19 protein-coding genes and 1 pseudogene are annotated in these 24,879 nt (G+C 63.1%); 8 read left to right on the top strand and 12 right to left on the bottom strand.

The window, feature by feature from the left end:
- Nucleotides 1-195 precede the first annotated feature (195 nt).
- Entirely contained in the window at nucleotides 196-1,458 is a 1,263-nt protein-coding gene (gene glgC / locus MTX19_RS10940; RefSeq protein WP_280976466.1) for a glucose-1-phosphate adenylyltransferase, read from the top strand.
- Nucleotides 1,455-2,912 (top strand): glycogen synthase GlgA, encoded by a 1,458-nt coding sequence (glgA, locus tag MTX19_RS10935; protein WP_280983594.1) that lies wholly within the window; start codon nucleotides 1,455-1,457, stop codon nucleotides 2,910-2,912. The genes glgC and glgA overlap by 4 nt, the downstream gene beginning before the upstream one ends.
- Before the next feature lie 226 nt (nucleotides 2,913-3,138).
- Here glgA and MTX19_RS10930 read toward each other — a convergent pair whose 3' ends face one another.
- Both MTX19_RS10930 and MTX19_RS10925 read right to left on the bottom strand, forming a co-directional pair.
- A complete protein-coding gene (locus MTX19_RS10930; protein ID WP_280983593.1) occupies nucleotides 3,139-3,456 on the bottom strand; it encodes a hypothetical protein in 318 nt (105 codons plus the stop codon).
- A gap of 118 nt (nucleotides 3,457-3,574) precedes the next feature.
- A complete protein-coding gene (locus MTX19_RS10925) occupies nucleotides 3,575-4,699 on the bottom strand; it encodes a serine hydrolase (protein ID WP_280983592.1) in 1,125 nt (374 codons plus the stop codon).
- A gap of 378 nt (nucleotides 4,700-5,077) precedes the next feature.
- On the opposite strand from MTX19_RS10925, the gene MTX19_RS10920 reads away from it, so the two are divergent.
- The 4 genes from MTX19_RS10920 to MTX19_RS10905 all read left to right on the top strand — a co-directional run bounded on the left by MTX19_RS10920 (nucleotide 5,078) and on the right by MTX19_RS10905 (nucleotide 10,260).
- Complete coding sequence (locus tag MTX19_RS10920; RefSeq protein ID WP_280985965.1) at nucleotides 5,078-5,311, top strand: hypothetical protein; 234 nt, start codon at nucleotides 5,078-5,080, stop codon at nucleotides 5,309-5,311.
- 429 nt (nucleotides 5,312-5,740) lie between these two features.
- Nucleotides 5,741-8,017: a TonB-dependent siderophore receptor gene (locus tag MTX19_RS10915; protein ID WP_280984761.1), complete on the top strand. Its 2,277-nt coding sequence runs from the start codon at nucleotides 5,741-5,743 to the stop codon at nucleotides 8,015-8,017.
- Between the two features lies 1 nt (nucleotide 8,018).
- Nucleotides 8,019-9,044 carry an extracellular solute-binding protein gene (locus tag MTX19_RS10910; protein ID WP_280983590.1) on the top strand — a complete coding sequence of 342 codons (1,026 nt, stop codon included), beginning with the start codon at nucleotides 8,019-8,021 and terminating at the stop codon, nucleotides 9,042-9,044.
- Nucleotides 9,037-10,260: a PepSY-associated TM helix domain-containing protein gene (locus MTX19_RS10905; protein ID WP_280983589.1), complete on the top strand. Its 1,224-nt coding sequence runs from the start codon at nucleotides 9,037-9,039 to the stop codon at nucleotides 10,258-10,260. The genes MTX19_RS10910 and MTX19_RS10905 overlap by 8 nt, the downstream gene beginning before the upstream one ends.
- A gap of 3 nt (nucleotides 10,261-10,263) precedes the next feature.
- Here MTX19_RS10905 and MTX19_RS10900 read toward each other — a convergent pair whose 3' ends face one another.
- The gene (locus MTX19_RS10900) at nucleotides 10,264-11,154 is read right to left on the bottom strand and encodes an SDR family oxidoreductase (RefSeq protein WP_280983588.1); all 891 of its coding nucleotides are present in this window, start codon (nucleotides 11,152-11,154) and stop codon (nucleotides 10,264-10,266) included.
- A gap of 531 nt (nucleotides 11,155-11,685) precedes the next feature.
- On the opposite strand from MTX19_RS10900, the gene MTX19_RS10895 reads away from it, so the two are divergent.
- Complete coding sequence (locus MTX19_RS10895) at nucleotides 11,686-14,355, top strand: FAD-dependent oxidoreductase (protein ID WP_280983587.1); 2,670 nt, start codon at nucleotides 11,686-11,688, stop codon at nucleotides 14,353-14,355.
- 151 nt (nucleotides 14,356-14,506) lie between these two features.
- Here MTX19_RS10895 and MTX19_RS10890 read toward each other — a convergent pair whose 3' ends face one another.
- From MTX19_RS10890 to acdA, 5 genes are all read right to left on the bottom strand, one after another.
- Entirely contained in the window at nucleotides 14,507-15,253 is a 747-nt protein-coding gene (locus MTX19_RS10890; protein WP_280983586.1) for a CoA transferase, read from the bottom strand.
- Entirely contained in the window at nucleotides 15,250-16,038 is a 789-nt protein-coding gene (locus MTX19_RS10885) for a CoA transferase (RefSeq protein WP_280985964.1), read from the bottom strand. Before MTX19_RS10885 ends, MTX19_RS10890 begins: the two co-directional genes overlap by 4 nt.
- A 108-nt stretch (nucleotides 16,039-16,146) precedes the next feature.
- On the bottom strand, nucleotides 16,147-17,433 hold the full coding sequence (locus tag MTX19_RS10880; protein ID WP_280983585.1) for a tetratricopeptide repeat protein: 1,287 nt from the start codon (nucleotides 17,431-17,433) through the stop codon (nucleotides 16,147-16,149).
- A 131-nt stretch (nucleotides 17,434-17,564) separates the two neighbouring features.
- Nucleotides 17,565-18,767 carry a CoA transferase gene (locus MTX19_RS10875; RefSeq protein WP_280983584.1) on the bottom strand — a complete coding sequence of 401 codons (1,203 nt, stop codon included), beginning with the start codon at nucleotides 18,765-18,767 and terminating at the stop codon, nucleotides 17,565-17,567.
- 210 nt (nucleotides 18,768-18,977) lie between these two features.
- On the bottom strand, nucleotides 18,978-20,189 hold the full coding sequence (gene acdA, locus MTX19_RS10870) for a 3-sulfinopropanoyl-CoA desulfinase (RefSeq protein WP_280983583.1): 1,212 nt from the start codon (nucleotides 20,187-20,189) through the stop codon (nucleotides 18,978-18,980).
- 77 nt (nucleotides 20,190-20,266) lie between these two features.
- Between acdA and MTX19_RS10865 the strand changes: the two genes are divergently transcribed.
- Nucleotides 20,267-21,214: a LysR family transcriptional regulator gene (locus MTX19_RS10865; protein ID WP_280983582.1), complete on the top strand. Its 948-nt coding sequence runs from the start codon at nucleotides 20,267-20,269 to the stop codon at nucleotides 21,212-21,214.
- Nucleotides 21,215-21,337: 123 nt separating this feature from the next.
- Here MTX19_RS10865 and MTX19_RS10860 read toward each other — a convergent pair whose 3' ends face one another.
- From MTX19_RS10860 to MTX19_RS10845, 4 genes and pseudogenes are all read right to left on the bottom strand, one after another.
- Nucleotides 21,338-22,015, bottom strand: a complete 678-nt coding sequence (locus MTX19_RS10860; RefSeq protein WP_280983581.1) for a cupin domain-containing protein — start codon at nucleotides 22,013-22,015, stop codon at nucleotides 21,338-21,340.
- Nucleotides 22,002-22,148 (bottom strand): annotated as a pseudogene (locus MTX19_RS10855) (alcohol dehydrogenase); the annotation flags it as partial. The gene MTX19_RS10860 and the pseudogene MTX19_RS10855, both read right to left, overlap by 14 nt.
- Nucleotides 22,149-22,318: 170 nt before the next feature.
- Nucleotides 22,319-23,542 carry an MFS transporter gene (locus MTX19_RS10850; protein ID WP_280983580.1) on the bottom strand — a complete coding sequence of 408 codons (1,224 nt, stop codon included), beginning with the start codon at nucleotides 23,540-23,542 and terminating at the stop codon, nucleotides 22,319-22,321.
- A complete protein-coding gene (locus MTX19_RS10845) occupies nucleotides 23,543-24,862 on the bottom strand; it encodes a tetratricopeptide repeat protein (protein ID WP_280985963.1) in 1,320 nt (439 codons plus the stop codon).
- Nucleotides 24,863-24,879 lie beyond the last annotated feature (17 nt).

Here is a 24,879-nt window from a genome sequence, read left to right as displayed (position 1 = left end):
GCTTCGTCAATAGCCTTAACCAAGTCGCAACCCCGACCTTCACCGGCGGAAAGCCACGGAACGAAAATCCATCATGCCGCTTTGCTCAATCGGGTTGCGCTTGCTACGTTCGCAGTCGGCCCCGCTGGCGCCCGATCAGGCCTTCCGGACAAGAGAAGGCAGCGGGGCCATGCCCTGAAGCCCGGGAGGATGACCATGAGAACCGTTGGAAATGAGCCTCTGTCACGCTACGCCCTCGCCTTCGTACTGGCCGGCGGACGCGGCAGCAGACTTCAGGAGCTCACCGACAAGCGCGCCAAGCCGGCGGTCTATTTCGGAGGCAAATCCCGCATCATCGATTTCGCCCTCTCCAACGCGGTGAACTCCGGCATTCGCCGCATCGCGGTGGCGACCCAGTACAAGGCGCACAGCCTGATCCGGCATCTGCAGGGCGGCTGGAACTTCTTCCGCCCGGAACGAAACGAGAGTTTCGATATCCTGCCCGCGAGCCAGCGCGTCTCCGAAACGATGTGGTATGTCGGCACGGCGGATGCGGTCTATCAGAACATCGACATCCTCGAAGCGCACGGCACCAAGTACATCCTGGTGCTCGCCGGCGACCACATCTACAAGATGGATTATGAGATCATGCTGAAGCAGCATGTCGAAAGCGGCGCCGACGTCACGGTCGGCTGCCTCGAGATGCCGCGGGCGGAATCCAGCGGCTTCGGCATCATGCATATCGACGAGAGCGGCCTCATTCAGTCCTTCCTCGAGAAGCCGGCCGATCCGCCCCCGATGCCCGGCAAGCCCGACAAGTCGCTGGCCAGCATGGGTATCTATGCCTTCAATTCGGAATTCCTGTTCGACGAATTGCGCCGCGATGCCGCCGACCCGAACTCGGCCCACGATTTCGGCAAGGACATCATTCCCTATATTGTGAAGCACGGCCGGGCGATCGCGCATCAGTTCAACGATTCCTGCGTCCGCTCGGGCGACGATCCCCGCGCCTACTGGCGGGATGCCGGCACCGTCGACGCCTATTGGGGCGCCAATATCGATCTCACCGATGTGGTGCCCGAGCTCGATCTCTACGACCGGTCGTGGCCGATCTGGACCTATGCCGAGATCACCCCGCCAGCCAAGTTCGTCCATGACGAGGAAGGCCGGCGCGGACAGGCGGTGACCTCGCTGGTGTCGGGCGGATGCATCATCTCCGGCGCGGCGCTGCGGCGCTCGCTGCTGTTCACCGGCGTGCACGTCAATTCCTACGCCTATGTCGAGAATGCGGTCATCATGCCCTATGTCAATGTCGGACGCGGCGCGCGCCTAAGGAACGTCGTGATCGACCGCGGCGTGCGGATTCCGGAAGGCCTGGTGGTCGGCGAGGATCCCAACCTCGACGGCCAGCGCTTCCGCACGACCTCGCAAGGGATATCACTGATCACGCAGCCGATGATCGACAGGCTCGGGACATGACGCCGATCCGTGTCCTCGCGGTCGCCTCGGAGATCTACCCGATCGTCAAGACCGGTGGGCTTGCCGACGTGGTCGGCGCGCTGCCGGCGGCGCTCAACGAGCATGGCGTCGCAACGCGAACGCTGGTGCCTGGTTATCCCGCCGTTCTCGGGACGCTGTCATCAGCCGAGACGCTGCTGGAATGGCCGGAATTCTACGGCGGGCCGATCCGCGTGCTCGCCGGCACGCATGACGGCCTCGATCTCTACGCGCTCGACGCGCCGCATTTGTTCGCGCGCCCCGGCAATCCTTATGTCGGCCCCGACGGCACGAACTGGCCCGACAACGGCATCCGCTTTGCGGCGCTGTCACGGATCGCTGCCGAGATCGGCCAGGGCGCCATTGCATCATTCGTCCCCAACATCGTGCATGCGCATGATTGGCAGGCGGGACTCACGCCCGCCTATTTGCATTATGGCAGGCAGCCGCGACCTGCCACCGTGATGACGGTGCACAACCTCGCCTATCAGGGACAGTTTCCGCCGGACATGCTCGCAACCTTCGGACTGCCTGGTGAAGCCTACACGATCCACGGCGTCGAATATTACGGCACGATCAGTCTCCTGAAGGCCGGCCTGCAATTCGCCGACCGCATCACCACGGTCTCGCCGACCTATGCGCAGGAGATCCAGGGCGACGAAGGCGGCATGGGGCTCGGCGGCCTGCTGCGCGAACGATCCAATGTGCTGAGCGGCATCCTCAACGGCATCGATATTTCGGTCTGGAATCCGGCCACCGACCCGAATATCGCCGCCCGCTATGGTGTGGAGCAGTTGGCTGAGCGCGCCGCGAACAAGCTCGCGCTGCAGCAGCGCTTCGGCCTTCGACCCGATCCGGACGCGCTGCTGCTCGGCGTCATCAGCCGGCTGTCGTGGCAGAAGGGCCTCGACCTGCTGCTCGAGACTGCGCCGACGCTGCTCGGTGAAGGTATCCAGCTCGCGTTGCTCGGCAGCGGCGATCACGATTTGCAGGATCGCTATTCCGCGCTCGCGCGTGCCCATCCCGGACGGATCTCGGTCGTGATCGGCTATGACGAGGCGCTGGCGCATCTGATCCAGGCCGGCGCGGATGCGCTCGCCGTGCCGTCGCGCTTCGAGCCCTGCGGCCTCACCCAATTGTGCGCATTGCGCTATGGCGCGATCCCGATCGTTGCCGATGTCGGCGGTCTTGCCGACACCGTCCTCGACGTCGACGACGTCGCGGTCCGCGGCGGCGCGGCGACCGGGGTCAAGTTCGGCCCGGTCACTCCGGATGCGCTCGCCCATGCCCTGCGCAAGGCGAACCTGCTGTTCAACGACCAGGTGACCTGGCGCCGGCTGCAGCAGGCTGGCATGGCAACTGACGTCTCCTGGCAGAACCGCGCCGGCAGCTACGCGGCGCTCTATCGCGATTTGGTCGCGGCGCGCCGAGGCTAGAGCATGATGAGATTAGATTGAGTTGGCGCGGCAGCGAAAGTTCACCTCTCCCTTGGGAGAGGTCGGCGCATGGCGCCGGGTGAGGGGTTACGGTCTCTAATTCGATACGCAGCCCCTCACCCGATTTGCTGCGCAAATCGACCTCTCCCCAATGGGGAGAGGTGAACCCAAGGCCACCGTCAAACCGATTCAGTGAAGGCTCATCTCGCTCTGGCTGCCGACGCGATCAGTGCAGCAGATCGCAGGCCGCGATGCGGTTGATGTCGGCCAGCCGCCGGTCGGCATTTGCCGTGAGATCGAGGCTTGCGACGAGATCGAGCAGACGGCCATAGGCGCGGTCGGCGACCACGACCGGCAACGGCTCTTCGTCGAAGGCCTCGATATAGCTGCCGACGAGACCGCTCAGCAGCCGGCAGACGGCCCGTTGCTCGGGGTCGTGCCTGCTCAAGGTCTCGAGTTTTTGCTGGAAGGTTTTGAAGGTCCGCAGGCCGTGGTGCTGTTGCGAAAGCCACGTATGCAAATCGGACGCATTCGGATCGGTCATGTCAGCCTCTTCAAGGTGGAGAAGAAGCTACCGGCTTATACAGCCGATCAGGGAGCCGCGCCATCGCAATTTTCGCAAGGCTCCTCCCCGTTTGCGCCTCCGCCTCATCGCAACATGATCAGAGCCGCGCGAGCGCCGGAAGGATCCGGTAACGGGCGATCTCGTGCGGATATTCGCCGCGATTGGCGAGCAGCGCGATGCCGAGCTTCCGCGCCGGCACCAGGCCGATATAGGCCGAGGCGTTGTTGAGGCCACCGGGCTTGTCGACGACGGTGACGTCGGCAACACGCACATTCTCCCACGCCATCGCCTGCCCGAATTTTTCATCGACACGAAAACTCTCGCGTTCGGTCATATGCAATGCGGCACGCAGTTCGGGGTCGATCACCGCACCGTCGAGGCAAGCACGAAGCAGAATGCCGAGATCGCGGACCGAGGAAAACATCTGGCCTGCCCCCGGGAAGTCGTAGTAACCTTGCTGGTCGCCCGGCGGACCGATCGGCACGCCCTGATCGGAGTAGCCCTGAACCATGCGCTGCATGATCTCGGGGGTCATCGGCGCGCGATTGCCGTCGCCGCGCTCCGGAAGGAACGTCGATGTCATGCCGAGCGGCTTCAGAATGCGGCTTTCGATCAGCGTGCGGATCGGCATGCGGTAGCGCCGCTCCAGCACGAGCTGCAGCAGAACGTAGCCGGCATGCGTATAAATCCGCTGCTTGCCGGGCTGCTCTCCGGCCGGCGGCGTCCATGCATTGAGCATTGCAATGAACTGATCCCGGCTGAAGGTCGCGTTCGGCCAGGGCGGATGATCGGTCGGCAGCAGCAGTCCCGACGTATGGGTGACGAGCTCGCCGATGGTGACGCGGCTGATATAGTCGCCGTGCAGCTCGGGCAGATATTTGCCGACCGGATCATCCAGCCGCAATTCGCCACGATTGATGCCGAGCGCGACCAGCGTCGCCTCGAAGATCTTGCGTAGCGATGCGAGGTTGAACAGCGTGTCCTGCGTGACCCGTCGTTTGGCATCGGCGAAGCCGTAATTGAAGAACGCGAGCCGGCCGCCGGCATAGACGACTGCGGAAAGACCGCCGGGATCAGCCGCGGTCGCAGTCGGCGCGAGCTCGCGCGTCACGACGTCCCGGACCTCTGCAGACATGTCGGCGTCAGCCACAGCGCGCAGCACCAGGATGAAAGGCACCGCAAGCAGCAGCACCGCGATCCGGGCCGAGAACCACAGTCTCATGGAAGCGATCGTCCAGATGCAGAGGCTCCGTACAGGCTCGACGAAACAGTCGACATGCGGCGACCGATCGATCTTACCCGACGACCTCGGCGCCCGAAGTCACGATTGCGCGCGCCGTCATTGCCGATAGTGCCGACCGTCAGGCCGGGAAGGCATGAAAGCGCTCCGGCGCCTGATCGCACCCGATGACGCCGCGATCGCTTGCCGATTCCGGCCCGCGCTTCCGCAAAGTTCCACGTCGTGTTGAATCCCGGCAACACCACCGAACAAAATGCGCGATCTCGCAGATTGTAGGTTGTTGAACCACGACTGTGCCGCATCACGGTCCAATCCTGCCCGCGGGCGGGATGCAAACACGGCAATTGGGGAAGAGCCTTCATGCAGCATGGACCGTCGGGCGCACGGAGTGCGGAGTCATCTGGATTTGTTTTCCATTTCCAGCTCGCCAGCAATGGCGCGAGACGCGCGTGTAGCCTCACGATCCAGGCCGAAAGCGCGAACGAGGCGACGCGCATCTTCCGCGAGAACTGGAGCACAATCGAATCGATGGCGCGCGACGGTGTGAGCGCGGGGACGGTCAGTTCGACGCCCGTCTGCCTGGAGATGTCCTGACGCGCAGCGCGTGAGGATTTGCCGGGGCGCAACACGCGCGGTTCGAGAATTCACGGGACCCGGGACCGCCGGAGATGGCGTTCGGCGGCCCATGACCCATAATCCCGCTCAAACCGCCAGGAGCATCTTGTAACCCGCGACGGTTTGACGCAGGCTCACGCAACGTCGCTCCTCGTTCCGTCGACACGCCGACCAATGCAATTGATGCAGGCCCGCGCACGCAAGCTGACTTCAGGTGCATGAGCAACGCGCGCGACGTCTCACCTTAGAGAGATTCAAGTCCAGTCCAGTTCTTTTCATGCGCGGCGGCTGCTAGAGGCGCGTGCGCGAATGTGTTCTTGCTGACTGGAAGTATCGGAAGTGACTCTCAACGCTGATGGCCGGCTTGTCGGACACCATCGAAATCCCGCCGACAAAGGCCGCACCCATCTGCTCATCGGCGCAGTCATCCTGCTCGCCGATGTCTCGTCCTCGGTGACGCCAGCGAACGCGCAATCGAGCGTTGCGCTGCCGCCCGTCACGGTGGAATCGCCGACGCAAAAGCGCAAGCCCACTATAGCGGCGGCAAGATCGGCGCAGCGGCCACAAGCCGCGGCCGCCGCGCGCCAGCGCAACCGGAATGCCCAGCCGGCGCAACCGACGCCGTCCGAGCGTGCCGCCGCCGCGGCGGCCGTGCTGAACGAAGCCAAGCTCGGCTATCGCGCGATGCCAAGCGCGACGACGCTGCGCAGCGGCGCCTCGCCGCTCGACACCTCGCAGGCGGTCAACGTCGTGCCCGAGCAGGTGCTGAAGGACCAGCTGCCCCGGAACATCGACGACGCGCTGATCAATGTCAGCGGCGTCACCCAGACCAACACGCTGGCCGGCACCCAGGACGCCGTCATCCGCCGCGGCTTCGGCGACAACCGCGACGGCTCGATCATGCGCAACGGCATGCCGCTGGTGCAGGGACGCAGCTTCAATCCCGCGGTCGAAAGCGTCGAGGTGCTCAAGGGCCCGGCGTCGCTGCTCTACGGCATCATGGACCCCGGCGGCATCGTCAACACGATCAGCAAGCGCCCCGAGCTCTATCAGCACGGCTCGGTCACCCTGCTGGGCTCGACCTACGGCAACTCCAGGAGCGGCGCCGACGGAACCGTCGACATCACCGGCCCGATCGGCGATGGCGGCCTCGCCTATCGCTTCATCGGCTACGGTGTGAGCGAGGACTACTGGCGCAACTTCGGGCGCCACCGCGAGATGCTGGTCGCACCGTCGCTCGCATGGTACGGTGAGAACACGACGGTTCAGCTCAATTACGAGCACCGCGAGTTCATCACTCCGTTCGACCGCGGCACCGCCTTTGATCCGGTGACCAAGGCGCCGGTTGCGATCCCGGCGACGCGCCGGCTCGATGAACCCTTCAACAACATGTGGGGAACCTCCGACCTGATGCAGGCCTCGGTCGAGCACCGCCTGAACCAGGATTGGAAGCTGTTTGCCGGCTACAGCTACAACACCGAGACCTTCAGCGCCAACCAGCTCCGCATCACCGGCATCAATGCCAAGACCGGCGTCGAGGCGCGCAGCAATGACGGCACGCAGGGCTCGCTCAGCAATGTCAGCTACGGCACATCCTATCTGCAGGGCAACGTCTGGATCGGCAACATGCGCAACGAAGTGCTGTTCGGCGGCGACGGCCAGTATCGCACGATCTATCGGGACAATCTGATCCGGCAGGCGACGCCGAGCTTCAACTTCTACAATCCGGTCTATGGGCTGATCACGCCGGGCACGACGGTATCCGCCCGCGACAGCGCCCAGACCGACAAGCTCGGCCAGTGGTCGCTGTTCTTCCAGGACACGCTGCATCTGACCGAGCGGTTCGCGCTGGTCGGCGGCGTGCGCTACATGGATTACGACCAGATCGCAGGCAGAGGGCGGCCCTTCGTCACCAACACCAACGTATCTGCCGACAAGGTGCTCCCGCTCGGCGGGGTCATTCTCAAGCTCACCGACCAGGTTTCGCTCTATGCGAGCTACACGCAGTCGCTGAAGCCGAACTCGACGATCGCTCCGTTGAGCAACGGCGGCGGCGTCGTGCTCGGCTCGAACATCGCGCCCGAGGAAGGCGTGCAGTACGAGACCGGCGTCAAGTTCGACCTCAACAAGCGGCTCTCCGGAACGGTCGCGTTCTACGACATCGACAAGAGCAACGTGCTGGTCAGCCAGCTCGACACCACCACCGGCCTCAACGTCTACACGACCGCAGGCAAGGCGCGCTCGCGCGGCGTCGAGGTCGACGTCACGGGACGCCTCACCGACAACTGGAGCATGATCGGCAGCTACGGCTACACCGACGCGCGGGTGACCGAGGACCCGACCTACGCCGGCAAGCAATTGCAAAACGTCGCGATGAACACGGCCTCGCTCTATCTCGTCTACGACTTCGGCACGGCCCTGCCCGGCCGGCTTCGTCTCGGCGGCGGCGCGCGCTATGTCGGCGACCGGGCCGGCGATGCCGCGAATAGCTTCGTGCTGCCGTCGTACACGGTTGCGGACCTGTTTGCGACCTACGAGACGAGCTACCAGACCTTGCCGGTCATCTACCAGTTCAACGTCAAGAACCTGTTCGATACCGTCTACTATCCCTCCGCCGTCAGCAACCTGGCGGTGGCGATGGGCGACGCGCGGCGCTTCTCGCTATCGGCAACGGTGAAGTTCTGACATGCGCGCAGCGCGGACAGCGATCGGACTGCTCGCCGCGCTGGCGGCGGTCGCCGTCGGCAGCACCGCGGTCCGCGCCGACGAGATCACTCTTTACGCGACCCGCGAGGCCCATCTGCTCGAACCGGTGACGGCTGCCTTTACGAAGGCAAGCGGCATCGGCGTCAAGACCGTCTTCGTCGAGGACAGCCTGGTCAAGCGTCTGACGGCCGAAGGCGACGCATCGCCTGCCGATGTCCTGCTGACCATCGGGCTCGACAAGACCACCCAGCTCTCCAATCGCGGGCTGACGGAGGCCTTCGTATTCTCGGAGGTCGATCAGGCCGTGCCGTCGCACTTCCGCGGCGGCGGCTTTCAGTGGATCGCGCTTGTCCTTCGTCCGCGCGTGGTGATGGCGCGCAAGGATAACCCGCTTGCCGAGATCGACTATGAGGATCTCGCCGATCCCAGATGGCGCGGCAAACTCTGCATGCGCTCCGCGCTGCACCAGAACAACGTCGCGCTGGTCGCGGCCTACCTCGCGCATCACGGCGTCGAGGCGACGGAAGCCTGGCTCAACGCCCTGAACGCCAATCTCGCGCACAGGCCTGCCGGCAAGGACAACGACGTGATCCGCGAGATCGCGCAAGGAAGCTGCGAGATCGGCATCGGCAACACTGTCGCCCTCGCGCAGCTTCGCGACGGCCGTGAAGGCGGTGAGTGGCGTAGCCAGGCCGGGACCGTGAAGGCGGTGCCGACGGTGTTCAAGGGCGGCGGCACCCACGTCAACCTGACGGGCGTGGCCATCGCAAAGCACGCGCCCCATCCGGCGGCCGCCAAACGATTCATCGAGTTTCTCCTGACGCCGGCGGCCCAGCAGACATTTGCCGCCGCCGAGCTGGAATATCCGCTGCTGGCAGCGGCGCCGCCGCACCCGATCCTCGACGAGCTCGGGTCGTTCCCGGCCGATACGCTGCCGATCGACCAGATCGCCGCGCATCAGCAGGCCGCGATCGCGCTGATCAGAAAGGTCGGCTTCGATGAGTGACCTGCGACATCAGATCAAGGCTGCTTTGTTGCAGGTCCACTCCATCGCGGGCCTCGCGCTCGCGCTGCTGTGGGCCCTGGTCGGGCTCACCGGCGCGACGATGAGCTTCGAGGATGAGATCGAGGCAAGCCTGAACCGGGACATCATGAACGTCGATGCAAGCGCGACACAACGGCTGACGCCGGATGAGTTGGTCGCGCGGCTGCAGGCCGCCGGCGAGACCGGCAAGGTCTCGGCCGTGATGATGACGAGCGATCCGTCCGCCGCCGTGCGCATCCGCTTTGCGCGCAGCGAAGGCGGCGGGCGGCCGTCCTCGGTCTATGTCGATCCCTATAATGGACATGTGCTCGGCTCACCGCGCGGCGAGGCGTTCTTCGCCACCGTCCGCAAGCTGCATCGCTGGCTGCTGCTGCCCGGCGACGGCAACGGCTATGGTCGCAAGATCACCGGCACGGCCGCGATCTGCCTGATCGTGATGCTGATCTCCGGGCTCGTGCTGCGCTGGCCGCATCGCGCCGGCAGCGTGAGGATCTGGCTGAAGCCAAATCTGGCGCTGCGCGGCCGCGGGCTGCACCGCTCGCTACACGCCGTGACCGGCACCTGGGTGCTGCCGATCTATCTGGTGATGACGCTCACCGGCCTCTGGTATTCGTTCGAATGGTACAAGGCCGGCGCCAACTGGCTGCTCGCGCGCCCTTCAACGTCAGCCGCCGCCCAGCCCAAATCGCCGCGCGGCATGGTCGCGGCGGACGCCAAGGGCGAGGCCAAAGGTGACGCCAGGGGTGATGCCAAGACCGGCGTCACGCCGCTGACCTTCGATCGCGTCTGGTCCACCTTCCTGCACGAACAGGGCAGCCGCTATGCAAGGGCCCTGCTGACGCTGCCCGTCGGCGCCGGCACGGTGGTGCGCGTCAGGTCATGGGCGCGCGACTCAACGCTCGAAAGCGTCCGTGACGAACTTCACATCGATGCCGTCACCGGCCGCCTGGTGTCGTCGGACCTCTACGCGAACAAGACGTTCGGCGAGCGCATCCTCGCCGGCGTGCTCGACATCCACCGCGGCGCCATCCTGGGATGGCCCGGCAAGCTCGCCTTCATGCTGGCCGCGGCGCTGATGCCGCTCTTCACGGTGACGGGCCTCCTGCTCTATTTGTCGCGCCGCAGGCATCGCCGCCTCGCGCGGCCGCCGATCGGAAGCCTCGTTCCGGGCGAATGAGATTCACTTGCCCGGCGGCGGCTTCGGACCATCGCCGGCGGCGCGCAGGGCGGTCAATCCCTCGCGAAAGGTCGGATACCGCAGCGCGACGCCCAGCTCGTCGCGCAGAAGCGTGTTGCGGACCCGCTTGCATTCGCTGAAGAAGGTTCGCGACATCGGCGCCAACTCCGCGCGCTCGTACGGGATGTCCGGTGGCGGCAGCAGGCCGCAGAGCTCGGCGGCAAATGCCACCACATCCTGCGGCGGAGCCGGCTCGTTGTCGGCTCCGTTATAGATGGCGCCGGCGCGGGGCCGGCCGAGCGACGCCTCGACGATCTGGGCGATGTCCTCGACATGGATCCGGTTGAACACGTGCCCGGGCTTGACGATCCGTCGCGCCTTGCCTTCGGCGAGCTGAACGAGCTGGTTGCGACCGGGGCCATAAATCCCCGCCAGGCGGAAGATGTGGACGGGAATGCGGTGCGCGTCGCCGAAGTCCAGCCACTGCCGTTCCACGTCGAGCCGGCGGCGCGAGGCCTCGCTCATCGGCGTCGGCACCGTCGTTTCATCGACCCATCCGCCACCGTGATCGCCATAGACCCCGACCGTCGACAGATAGCCGATCCAGCGCAGGTGCGAGGCCGCCGCCAGATCGTCGCGATAGATCTGAAGCACAGGGTCCTGCTGTGCGCCCGGAGGCACCGAGACCAGCACCGCGTCGCTGTCCGCAAGCTCGCGAGCAATCGCCGCATCACGCTGGTCGGTTACGAACAACCGCATCGCATAGCCCGCGCCGGACAGCAAATCGGCCTTCGCCTGCGAGCGGACCGTTCCCGCGATTGCCACGCCACCGGCCGCGAGCCTCCGCGCGACGTATGTTGCCGAATATCCCAGCCCGAAAATGAAAAGCTTCATCCGCGATCCGCTTCACCCGTCCAGAGCCTCATCTGTCGACGAGGCTCGCGCCAACGTCCGGAGCCCCCCGCACACGAATATCGCGGTGAGCAGCCGGCGTCCCTCTATGGCATGGTTCATCGCCTCTCCCCAAGCCATGAACTGCGGCAAGCCTTTCGCCGGCGTCACCGCCTGATCGATCCTGCCGTTCCCCCTGGTTTTCACGCTGGCGGCTGTCAGTACACGCGCAGCGATTTGGTTGCACCCCGCACCAATGATGGCTCCACGATGAACCCACCGTCCGATAGCGGCTCATCAATGGCGTACGCCCGGCCATTTAGCGGCGCCAAGAAGGCCACACCGACCACACCGCTCACTTTGCGTCCGCGAAGCTGCAACCGTAAGGCTGATGTAAGTCTCGACGAGTAACATGATCGCAAGTTCTGGCGGCTCGCAAAAGGCGCAAATGGCAAATTCGAAAGCATATTCAGCCTTGCGGGGCCGTGCGTTTTGAACCGAAGGCAGTGGCTAGTCGGCGCGGCCGCTCTCCTTGTGAGCGAGCGAGGTCAAGCCTTCGGCATCGAGCAGCTCGAGCCGAGTGAAGACGACCTCGATTCCTCCGGGAAAGCGAAGAGCGGCAGCGGTCCCGTCGTCCTCCCGAACTTCGCGTTCGAGCCCGAGACCGAGGCGCTTGCTGCCGCGTGGGCTGCGGCCGGCACGACGATGACGCGCCGTCGCAAATGCACCTTCAACCGAGGCATCAGGCGGCTGAAGAACTTTCCGGTCAGCGATCCGGTCTGGCCGTGTCTTGTCCACCTGGGCAAGGCCGGACCGACGCTCGCCGCGTCAAGGATCAACATCAAGAACCCCGGCATGTATGACCTTACGCAGGTCGGCAACGTCACGCTTGTTGCCAACACCACTGTTGCGGCCTCCGGAGGCGGCTACTTCCGCATGACGGGTCTGAAATGCTCCAGCCTCCCTCAGACGAGTCACGCGGCTGGCGTCTTCTCTTGCTCGCCCGGGGCTGTTGCCGGCACGTCTTCTGAAATCGGTGCCAACGATTCCACGAACGGCATCACCGTTGGTATCTGGAATAGCGCTACAAACACAATGGCTGCGCGCTGCGGCGGCGCACTCGTTACCGCCATCGGAAACACCGCGGATTGGGACGGCCAGTTTTTCAACGCTGTCTCGCGAGGCAACTCTGACAACTTCCAAGCCTATCGCAACGGTTGCCTGGTCGCCGATGTCGCGTCCGTATCGGCGGCTTTGCCCGCGCACGAGATGTACCTGTTGGCAGCCAACAACAACGGGACCCCGTCCGGCAGCACCAGAGCGCTGTCCAGTTGGTTCGTTGCCGGCCGCAACCTCACCGCGGCACAGATGCGAGAGCTCAGCGCGGTCCTTGCAATGTGGCATCAGGTCATGTCCACCGCTGAACTGGACACCTACGAAGCGGGTTACCAACCACAGAACGTCACCACTTACGATGCGATCGTCTATGGTGCGACGGCGGCCGGCGTTCTCGCCGCGCGATCGCTGGCTCGAGAGGGACATTCCGTCTGTATCGTGGGCGGCTGGCGTGACTACAACGTGGGTGGAGTACCCGGCGTCGGTGGACTAGGGTGGACCGACAGCACGGCTCCGACCGCGATCACAGGGCTGCCGCGATATCTCATCAATCGCACCCAAACACTCGCCGGCGATTTGGGTTGGGCCGGCGGCACCGCTCCGACGGAGTTCTCGGGGGTGGCGCGATATCTCGGCAAGCGCATCAAGACGCTCCTCAAAGGCACGTCGAACATCTCTTTCGAGCCTCGCCATTTCGAGCAGGCCAACCGGGAGCTGCTTGACCCGTCGTTCACGGGCGGTGCCGATATCCCGGTCTATTGGTCAACCGGTGCGGTCAGCGCGGCCGTTGTGGATGGACAAATCGCCGGCTTCACGACGCGGGACGGCCGGACATTCAGCGGAAGAGTCTTCATCGATTGCTCATACGAGATGGACTTGGCCTATGTCAGCGGTTGCACCATGACGGTCGGTCGCGAGAAGGCCGGCGCTGGCGCGGAGGCGGCGAATGGCTTCCGGGGAGTTCAAACCACCTACGGTTCGCGGCCGAACCAGGCAACCAATCATTCGGGCGCGGCAGTCGACATCGATCCGTGGAACACGCCCGGAGACACGAATTCCGGATTGATTGCTGGCGTGCAGGGCGTCTTCGCCAACGGTACCCCCGCGAACGGTTCGGCGGACGGCAAGGTTCAATCGATGGCTTATCGCCTGACATTGACCACGACGCCTGCCTATATGATCCCGTTCCCATCGACTCCACCTGCCGGCTACTCGAAGTCGAAATATGAGATCCTGCTGCGCTTGTTCGCCGCGGACCCCACGCTGGTCCTGACCGACATCTTCAATATTCAGCCGCTGGCGGCTGACGTTTTCGATTTCAATACGAAGAACATCATGTCGAGCGACTTCGTGGACCCGACCTCGACCGAATACGCCACGGCCAGCTATGCTCGCCGCGAAGAGATCATCCAGCTCCACAAGAGCTACATCTTCGGGCTGTGGTATCTCCTGCAACACGAGGAGGACAGCCGCGTCCCCGCCGCGATCCGCGCTTCGGCGCTGACCTACGGTCTCTCGGCAAAGCACTATGTTTCTCCGAATTGGGGCGATCAGCCCAACTTCAATAGCCAGATTTATGTCCGCTCCGGTCGCCGTATCGTCGGGGACTACGTGCTTACGGCCGAGGACCTCAACGCGCCAGACGGTACCACGCCGCGCTCGACCAAGACGATTGCGGTTGCGGCCTACGACATGGACAGTCACGCCATCGAATATCGGGCGTATTTCGACGGCACGAGCTGGAAGGTCATCATCGAGGGCAACCTCTACATCACCCCGACCAGCGGCGCCGACAAGAAAGCTCCGATCCCTTACGAATATATGCTTCCCCGGAGGGGTGACCCGTCGAATCTTCTCTGCCTGTTCGGCGGTTCGGCAACCAACGTCGCGATCAGTGAAATCCGCATGGAGCCGCCGTTCTGGCAGATGGGCCAGTCAGCCGGAGTTGCAGCCGCGCTCGCTATCGAGAACGGCGACAACAACGTCAAGAACCTTGCGGCCAACTACCCCAGGCTGCGCGCACGGCTTCTCGAAGTTAAACCGCTGCTTTCCGGAGAGACGACGCTTTCGCTGCCAATGGTGAACTAGGACGCGGATTCACAAACTCGGGTCCGCCGACAAAGCGGCAGCAGCAGTGATCCCGGGAGAGACCGATCTCGCCACAGCATTTTTCGGGCAGATCGCATCCTCCGCGATCTTCGCCAAGTGCTGGCCGACTAGCGTGAGATGAACACTAGCATCAGGAGTGCACAGCACGCATCTGTGCTGCGAACTCGCCATACGTCTCGGCAAGCTCGTCGAGCACCTTACCGCGGAGCAGATGTAGCGTTGATGCGTCGGGCAATGCCGTTCGACCTGGCTGGTCAGCATGCTCGAATTTGAAACCGGTCGACGCCCTGATTTCATCGAGATCGTGCCCCGGATGAACGCTGTCGAGGACGAATCCAGGACGGGACTTGTCGAAGCGAAAGAGACCCTTGCCCGTTAGCAGCGCGATAGGTCCTCCAGTTCGGAATACGCCTTCTCCGCTCACTCCGGGAGCGCTCACAAAATCAACCTTGTCGACCAGAACGCGCGGGGAATGTTCCTCACGGAAAAGTATGACTCGCGGCACGACAAAATACAGATAGGCTGACCCAAAAGATCCGGACCAGCGCACGTTCGACTGCGGATAACCTCCCGCTCCTACAAGATTGACATTGCCGAGCCCGTCAATCTGTCCTCCGCCGAGAAAGAATGCGTCGATACGTCCCTGAGCAGCGCAATCGAAGAGCTCCGCCGAGCCGTTAGTAAAGAAGTTGTGCTCAACCGATCCGAGAATCGAGATGCGCGGGCCAGGTTCTCCCTTGGCAGCTTTCAACGCGCGCAGAAGCATAGCCCCTGCGGCAGGAATGGGTGACGAAGCGCCCACGGCCACATGTTTGACGCCGTCCAATAGCTGCGCGATCGCATGGATCAATATCTCGCGGGGAAGGACACCAGTCACGATACCTCCTCCGATCTGACGTTGGTCATGTATCTAGAAAATCCCTCGACCGTCCGCGCCGCCTGAGCATAGCGAGCGATCTCTGCCGTATCCGGGGGATATTCGCCCCAAAGGCCGTAGGGCCACGCGCCTCGCGGAGCTCGCCCGACGGCCGTGATGTAAAGGGCAGGAAGCACCCCTGCGGCCGTCAGCTCGTCCGCCAGCAGGTTCTTCTCCACGATGCGCTCTACGGTGACGATCGTGATACTTGAGGCATAGGCCATGGCCGCGAGTTCGCGTCGCCGCCCGATCCAGACGTTCCCGAAACGGTCAGCCATGGGGGCGTGGAAGATAGCCACATCCGGCTTGATGGCAGGAATCAGGACGATCGGATCGCCCCCATCGGCGAGAGGATTGTCGATTGCGCGCCAGTTTGCCCGGTGCCGAAGCAGGTCTGTTCCGATCAGCCCCCGCATCGGCATGAACGGAATGCCTTTCTGAGCCGCCATCAGGCCGGCATGAATGGCGGGACAAGTCGCATCCATCAATCGAATTGAGCCGTCCTTGACGGCGGCATTGAACCGAGGCGCGCCGCCCGCCTCGCCCAATGAGACCGCGCTCGTCTCGACTGTTCTGACCAAGCCGGCTCCAATAAGCTGATCGACCTGTAGGCCTCCAGTCGGCACGCAGACCAGGTGCAAATCATTCGCACCGTGCCTGATCATTTCGCGCGTCATGGCCATCGATACGCCAGCGTAATCTACCGGAAGCGCGACAGTCATCCCACGCTCGATGTACTTCGCCATTGCATTAGGTGAACTCATCGAGAATACCTCCACTTGCTCAGCGCGACAGAGCGGAGTTTCCTTGAACCGGCTCCAACGCACGAATGATCTGCGCGGCATCGCCGCATGCTATGCACGCGATGCCATCGATTTTCGCAACCTGGCCTGCTTGTATTCGCTCTCGTGGCTGCCTGGCTTCAAGAATCTGCGCTCCTGAAGTAGCTTCTGAGCGAGCGGAATCTTGTTCGCGCGGAGCGCGGCCTCAAGAAGATACTGATCGAAAATGTCGCGCTGTGCGTGGCTTGCGCCGACCGGGCCGGTGACGTGACGCAACGGCATAATTTCATTGACCACATCATCATATCGGCCTTGCTCGAAGGCGATGATGCTCTCGCAAAGCGGGATGCCAAGCTTTTGAATGACGCCACTTACGTATTTCGTCTCGTCGCTAGAGTAGGTCTTCATTGATTCGATCAACCGTCTAGCTGCGTGGAAGCGGCCTTCGCGCGCCAGCGACATAACGAAATGGATGTCAGTGAAGACTAACGCGTGATCATCGATGTGATTCTCGGCGTAATCGGCCAGCTTCTCCCAGCGAGTGTCGACATCAACGCCGCAGAATTCCAGGCGGGCCAAAAGGGACGCCGCATTTTGGATGTCGAGATAGAAATCCGATTTTTCGCCCATGACGGCCGAGTCATACAGCTCAAGGGCACCATCGAGCCTTCCCGCATCAATGTGGAAGAGTGCCTTGTGCCACCAAAGGTGCCGCCGGAACGGATTGCGATCGTTCCATTTGTCGAGTGGATGGTTAAGCCAATCCAGCCCATCCCTGTGCCGCCCCTGCATCTCGAGTACGTGCGCAACGGCATGCAACGCCCACAGGTCATCCGGACTGACCTCAGCCGCCTGCCGCCCGTAACGTTCGGCGTTCCCGTAGTCGCCGTTTTCTTCGCACCCAAAGGCGAGCATGCCGAGAAGATTCCCATACCCCGGCATGTCCTTTCGCCAGTCCGCCAGTACGGATGCGGGGATCGATCTCAGAGCGCGGGTTTGCCCCATCCAGAAGCTGCTGAAGTGGTGGAGACGCAAGGCCAGAAGATCGTGCGGATAGTCGGTGAGAATGCGCTCCCAACATGCGTTCGCCGCCATCAGATCGCCTTCGATCCAGAGGCGCAAGGCTTCGACATGCCTCCTTTCGCGATCTGTGGCTCCTTCGGAGGTCCGCTCGGCTTGTCCGAGGGCGGCCCTAGCTTTGTCGAGTACCGCGAGCGTTCCGAACATCATGAAGAAGTAGCCACGCAAGCAGTGCGCGAGGCAAAACTGCGGGTCCAGGTCCGCCGCCTGCTTCGCCAAGGGCATTGCTGTCGTCCGATACTCAAGGAAGCTCCTGATCGCCTCGTTATAGGCGGTCACTGCACCCTCATGCTTGGAGCTCAGCCCCAATCCTCTATCATCAAACATAGGATCTCCGTTCCGCGAATTTCGAGAGGAATGATCGTGACCTCAGATTGAAAGCAACGATCCGGCGAGTGTGGGCGCCGCGACTACCCGGACGCTATGCGGCCGTCTTCAATCATGTCAGCGATTGTCTGGTCCGCGTATCCAAGGACATGCGAAAGCACGTGACGGGTGTGTTCGCCCAGCTTTGGCGCGGGCCGTTGCCCATCGTCCTTGTCGGTAGCGAAGGGCAAAGCTCGCGGCATTCTCACCGCGCCCAGAACTGGATCACTTACCGGCTTCAAACCCCTGAAGTTGAGGTGCTCGTCGCTCGCCATATCCTCAATGGACTGAATCGGTCCCGCGCCGAGCGACTGCGCTTCGAAGGCAGCCAATGCCGTTGTCCGGTCCATGCTCCGTATCCATTTCGAAACCCAGGCCTCGATTTCACTACGATGCTCGGTCCTACCAGCAAGGGTCGTGAAGCGAGGATCTGAAACCCATTCCGGGCGCCCCACCAAGCCGGCGCAGCGGGCAAACTGCTCATCGTTCTGAACGGAGAGACATATCCACTTTTCGTCGGCAGTCATGAAGTGGCCTGTCGGAGCACCACCGAGGCTGTGATTTCCATCTCGCTGCCAGGCCTTTCCGGAGGCCTCGAAATATGCGACCAGCGGGGCGATCATCCTAAAGGCCACGTCGTATAGCGCGACGTCGACGGCAGGTATCGGGCTTAAACCAGCTTTCCGTTGCTGAAGTGCCAGCATGGCGCCGAATGCGCCGAGAAGCCCCGTCATGAAGTCACAGACCGGGACCGCGCCTCCTGCGCGCATCGGCGGGCCATCACGCTTTCCGGTCAGATAGCTGAGACCGCAGAAACCTTGCGCAACAGGATCGTATCCCCCTCGTTTCGACTTTGGCCCGATTCGACCAAAGGCAGACACGTGTACAACGACGATTGCGGGGTTCAGCACCCGAAGGGCCTCATCGCTCAAGCCTCGTTGCTCCAGCACGCCGGGCCTTAGGCTGTCGATCAGGATATCGCACTTCTTGATCAGGTTGCGCAGTACGACGAGCCCTCCGTCCCGGGTGATGTCGACGACTACGGATTTCTTGTTACGGCTGTTGACCTGCCAGAATGCGCTGGTGCCTTCGACGATCGGACCGAACTGGCGCAACACGTCGCCGCGCCCTGGTCGCTCGACCTTGATAACTTCCGCACCGTTGTCGGCGAGCAGTGTGCCCACAAAAGGGCCTGCGATCAGTTCACCCAGCTCGATCACCCGGATGCCAGCCAGTGGTTTTGTCAAGGGCACGTCCCTCACGAACTGGTCTTCTAAATGCCGGACAGACCCACGCGATGACCGGCGGCGGCGGAGAGCTCGAAAAAAGCCCAGCATGGCCGATGCTCACGCCGGGCCCAGTGAGCGAGATCTACAGTGAGAAACCTCAGATCCGATCGGGAGGCCGGCCGAGGCCGATAATCGTCGAAAGTTGGCTACCTGGATCGAGGCTCGCGTTCACTCGGCAGCATCGCGGAGTGAGGTGGTCGGCTTGTTGTAGCCACCTCGCGTTTGTGGAAGCTTCATGTCGAGCACCCGAGAGGCAACCAATGTCCTCAGTACTTGGGCTGTACCGCCGGCGATCGTGAACATACGAGCGTCCCTGACGGCGCGTTCCATCGGATAATCCCGCGAATATCCGCGTGCTCCGAAGAGCTGCAGCGCCTGATTCGTGACCGTGTTGGCTGTCTCCGACGCGATAATCTTCGCCTGAGCCGCCAAAAGAGCATCGGGAAACGGGTCGGCGCTCAACGCCGCCTGATGAAGAGAAAGCCGTGCTGCATTGATGGCGACAGCCATGTCAGCCACCATCCATTGGAGGCCTTGAAACTCGGCAATGGGCCGCCCGAATTGCTCGCGCTCCTTCACGAAGGCCACGGCCTTCTCGAACGCGCCTTGAGCGATCCCGAGCGCTACCGTGCCGGCACCGACGCGCTGACTGTTGTACGCATTGATCAGATCGGCGAAGCCGCGACGCAGGCCCCGCGGCGGCAAGACAAGCATGTCCTCTTTGATCTCGAGATCCCTAAAGATGATCTCCGTCTCGGGGATCCCGCGCAGCCCCATGGCTGGCTCGCGCTTACCTACGATCAATCCGGGAGCGCCGGCTACCGCGATGAACCCACCAATGCCCTGCTCGACTCCGCTCTGATCGAACACGCGGGCGAAGATCAAATGAAGCTTCGAGACGCCGCCTCCGGTAATCCAATGCTTCTTGCCATTGATAACATAGGTTCCGCCGCGCTTGTCCGCACGCGTCGTCATTTCAGTCGCGGCCGAGCCGGCATTCGGTTCAGTGATGCAGATCGCAGGTTTGTCACCGGCCAGAACCAACTCCGCAGCCAAGCGCTTCTGCTTTTCGGTGCCGTACTGCATCACGGCCGAAATGGCGCCCATGTTTGCTTCAACGGCAATTCGCCCCGTAGCACCGCATACGCGGGCCATTTCCTCGATGATCAGCGCCGCCTCAAAGAAGCTCCCACCGCGGCCGCCATACTCCTTCGGAATTGTGTATCCCATGAAGCCGGCCTGCTTTAGAGCGGTCACGTTGTCGAACGGATAGGCTTCCGTCCTATCGACTTCCGCCGCTTTTGGAGCGAACTCCGCCTCGGCAAGTTCGCGGGCGGCTGTTCGAAGCTTCAGTTGCTCGGGCGACAGCTTCATGTGCATGGGTTGGTCCTCTTTCGGTCGCTAGGACGTCCGTCGCAATTCGCCCCGAAGCCTGTCAAAACGCAAACGAATATTTTATGAGCCCGACTTCAAAATATGTTAAGTCGATGCTCATGAGCATCAGACAACTCCGAACGCTTGTGGCCATCGCCGACGGAGGCAGCTTCAACGTCGCCGCACAGCGACTCTACATGACTCAGTCTGCAGTCAGCATGCAGATGAAGGCTCTTGAAGTCGACATGAGAACGAAGCTCTTCGACCGGACGAGCAGGCCTCCTGTGCTTAATGCCAACGGCTGGCGGCTTGTCGACGAAGCGCGCCATATCATCGAGCGGTACGACGCGCTCCGGCTGCTCGCTTCGGCGCCCGCGACTGCGCTCACCGGATCGTTGAGGCTGGGCGTGATCCCATCGGTTGCGACGCACTTGCTTCCGCAGACCCTGTCGAAATTGCGAAGTGACCACTCAAGCTTACGAATTCAAGTGCAGAGCGGGCTTTCACCCGAGCTCGCATTCAAGGTCGAGGAGAAGCATCTGGACGTCGCCGTCGTCACAGAACTGGAAAGATTCGATCCAGCCGTTGTCTTCGAACAGATCTCCGAAGAGGAGCTGAAAGTCGTCATTCATAAGGACTTGGTCCGCGGCTCGACCGGCGATTTGCTACGGACTTATCCGTTCATTCGTTTCAATCCCGCAATGGGAGTTGGCCGAGTAATCGATGCTACTTTGCGCGAGAGACGTATCCTTGTGAACGATTTCATGGAGTTTGACAGCATCGAGACGATGGTCAGAATCGTGAAGTTGAAGCTTGGCGTCGCCATCATTCCAGTCGGTTTGTTCTCCTTTGAGCCGGCCGACAAACTCAAGTCCATATCGTTCGACCCGCCTGTCCATCGAAGGATAGGGGTTGTGGCTCGCCGGGGAATGATCGACGCTCCAACAGTTCGGGCCGTGACCGAAGCGTTCAAGTCCTTCGTAAAGGTGTCCCGCCCTACGCCTCAGTCTCGCACCAGGAAGAAGCGATAGGTCGGCCCGGCGCGACGCGCGCTGATCCCCGTGCGCCCGCGATTGTCGGCGGGTGCCATCGCGTCAGGGGAGCCCCTTCGCGACCTCGGCTAAAAATTATAGCCGATGGATGCCCGATCGACCTCATGGCAGTCGGCATACGTCCGGATGGAGAAGGGGTGCGTCCTTCAACCAGACCTTCGCGCCTTCCGCGCCGGCGACGGTGCTCAGCGCCTGCCCAGGCGGCAAGCGAGCCCAGCTTTGCGACGTCAACACCTGGTCGCCGATCGACAAGCGCCCCGCGAGAACAAGCATTTCGAGACCGCGTGGGTTCTCAACCATGATCATCCTGCCGGGCATCCAGCTCTCGAAACGTACATTTTCGAACCCATCGTCGAACAATTCGCTGGCGGTCGCCGCGCCCAATCTCGGCTCGAGCTGACGACCTTCCGCTGGCCGTCGTACGATCTGGTCGCAATCGCCATCCCGGAATTGCCAAAGCCGGACGAAGATCGTGCAACCGCCCTTCGATGCTGGAACGTGTGAGGTCCCGGGAGGGTTGCGGAAGTAGCTGCCCACCGGGTAATCGCCGTGCTCGTCCTCAAAGACGCCGTCGAGAACAACGATCTCCTCACCGCCGCCGTGCGTATGGCGAGGGAACGCGCTACGCGGTGCGTATCGCACAATCGACGTGGCCCGCGCCACCTCGTCGCCGACGCGAAACAGCATGCGCCGGTCGACGCCGGCCGCCGGGCTTGATGTCCACGGGAGCTGCGCGGCGTGAACGATCACCGGAACAGTCAGGTCGTCATTGATGCGCATCGCGCTCCTCCGTCATGGTCAGTACCATCCTGAAATTGACCTGCCCAGATCTCATCCGTGCAACCGCCTCCGCGGCTCTCTGCAATGGCATGGTCTCGATGCGCGGACGTACGCCCGTGAGCACGCTGAAATCGCGTCTCGCGTTCCGCAATTTCGAACGTACGCGGTTCTGAGACCTGCGCGACGCGATGGGATCGCTTCATGGTGGTGCCTCCGATAATCGTCCTCTCCAGATCTTTCCCTGGGACGAGGTTCCGTGTGACGACGTTTTTGCCGCGGGCGATCGAACCGGTCTCGACGACATCAGGCCGCATCGTCGCGGAGCGGTCCAGCCGACGCCAGCACCAGCGCTGCGACGGCGAATATGAGAGGCGGAAACGAAAGCCACAGAACCATGTCCCAGCCATATGCGGAGAGAAGCCCTCCCGACAGGAACGAGCCGAAAGTCATGGTGCCGAACACGACGAAGTCGTTCAGCGACTGGACGCGCGCCTTCTCTTCCGGCCTATGGCATTCGAAGACCATCGCGGACGCCCCTACGAAGCCGAAATTCCAGCCGACTCCCAGGAGGATCAACGTCGCCCAGAAGTGCGCGACTTGGATGCCGAGGAGGCCCACCGCCGACGAAGCAGCGGTCAGCAGCAGGCCTGTCGCCACGACTTTCGACGCACCGAACCGGCTGATCAGTCGTCCGGTCCAAAAGCTTGGTCCGTACATGGCGATCACGTGCCATTGCAGGCCAAGGTTCGCGGATTGCTGCGGGAGGTTGCAGAACTTCATCGCGAGCGGCGCCGCCGTCATGAGGAAATTCATCAGCAGGTAGGAGACGACGCCGCATACGACTGCGCCAATGAAGCGCGGTTGGCGCGCGATGACCGAGAGTGGACGGCCGTTGCCGGCCTCGGCAGCCGCCGGCAGGGGCAGACGTACACCGGCGAGAACCAGCAACGAAACCGCGGCGACCGCCGCCTGCCCGAGATAAGTGGCCGCGAAGAGATAGGGTTGCCAGAGGTCCATCGTGTACGTGACGAGCTGCGGCCCGATCACGCCGGCAAAGACTCCGCCCGCCATCACCGCCGACAACGCGCGAGGTCGCCGCTCCGGCGCCGCACAGTCGGCGGCGGCGAAACGGAAGGACAACACCACTGCGGCGTAGACGCCGCCGAAGAACGTCGCGACGCAGAACAGCCAGAACGATGCTTGCAGCACCGCCAACGTTCCGATCAGTCCGCCTAGGACGCCGCATCCCGTCCCGGCCATGAATGCCGCCCGGCGACCGTAACGCTGTGCGACCGCTCCGGCGGGCAAGGTGCAGGCGGCCATCCCGACGACGAAGATCGAGATCGGAAGCGTCGCCAACGCCTTCGCGGGCGCCAGCATGTCTCCAACCACCGCGCCGGTCGCGTAGATGACGGTCGAGTTCGCGCCAGCCAGCGCCTGAGCGATCGCCAGCCTAACGACGTTGGCGCGCTCGAAGCGGAACGCTGGCGGAGCGTCCACCAGACCCTGCACGACGACTTGAGACATTCAGACCTCGACTTGACGCATCCAGCGCGCGTCGCGCTGGGAAGGACGACGGTGAAGGCGACGATCGAGCAGATCGCGCGCCTTGGCGGACTGGCCGCTTCGCATCAAAGAGAGCAGCAGCATGTCCTCGATGACTTCCCTCTGCGCGCCGCTGCCGCCGACGCGAGCGACTTCTCCAGCCACGGGCTCGAGGATTCGCACGCATTCAGCGTGATCGGCGTTCGCAAAAGCGAGCGCGGCCGAACCGATCGCCGGGACGACGGAGCCGGCCGGCAGTGCGCCGTCCGCGACGCGCTGAGCGTTTGCGTCGATACGGTCGGTCGCAGCCACGTGTCGTCCGGTCGCCGCCGCCAAGAGTCCCATGTGGACTTCGACGAAAGCGAGGCCAGGGTTCGGATATCGCGATCGCGCGTAGCTCTCGGCCTCCTCCCACAAGCCGGGGGGCACGTCGTAGCCGTACGCCTGCAGCCGCCACAGCAGTGAGACGGTGTCGCTCACGACGTTGATCGGAAGGCCGAGCGAGACCGACGGCCGCACATGCTTCGAATAGATCGCGAGGACGTGCTGCGGATCGTCGCGCTCGAGCGCGGAGAGCGCCGCGTGCCAAGCCAAATGTCCGTGCAACAGGCCTGCCCGGTCGTACTCCGGCAGCCAGCCTTCGAGCAGCGTCTCCGCCTCCCGGGTCGCGCCCTGCTCGAACATGGCGTGCGCGACGGCGTGCGCGGCGTTCGCGTTGGCGCGGCGTTGTTCCAGACCGCGCTGCGCGAAGTCGCGGCCTTTGGCGACCGATCCGTTCTCGGCGTGGGACCAGCCGCGATAGGTCAGAAACCACCAGTCGTCCGCGTCGTAGCGGTCCGCGAGCGTTTCGCAGAGATCGACGCGCGCCTGATCGTGGTCGGTCATCCCCGAGAAAGCGAACAATCCGAAGGCTCCCAACGGCAGCGAGAGGATCAGGACGTCGCGGGGCCATTGATCGAGATGGGCGAGCGTGGTTTCCAACGCCTTGACCGATTGACCGGTCACCGCAAGCGCGACCACCGATACATGACCGATCTCCCGCGGCGAACCGTTCCGAGCGACGATCGCCTGCGCCGTCGCGATGCTCGCGCGCGCGTCCGCGGGCTGCCCCTTGATCGCGTACAGACGCGCGAGGGCGGCGTGCGCGAGCGCGAACTGCGGATCATGATCGATGGCCTGCCGCAGCGCGTCCTCCGCTCCCGGCCAGGCCGATAGAAGCAGGTCGACACCCGTGCGGTAGCTGCGCGCTGCTTGCGGCGAACCCGTTGAAATCGGAAGGCCGCGACTGTCGAACTCGGCCATACTCGGCTCCTGGTACG

The organism is Bradyrhizobium sp. ISRA464, assembly GCF_029910095.1.
In the GTDB taxonomy this organism is placed as follows: domain Bacteria; phylum Pseudomonadota; class Alphaproteobacteria; order Rhizobiales; family Xanthobacteraceae; genus Bradyrhizobium.
The sequence above is the reverse complement of the archived record's forward strand: the minus strand, read 5'-3'. Positions and strand labels throughout refer to the sequence as shown.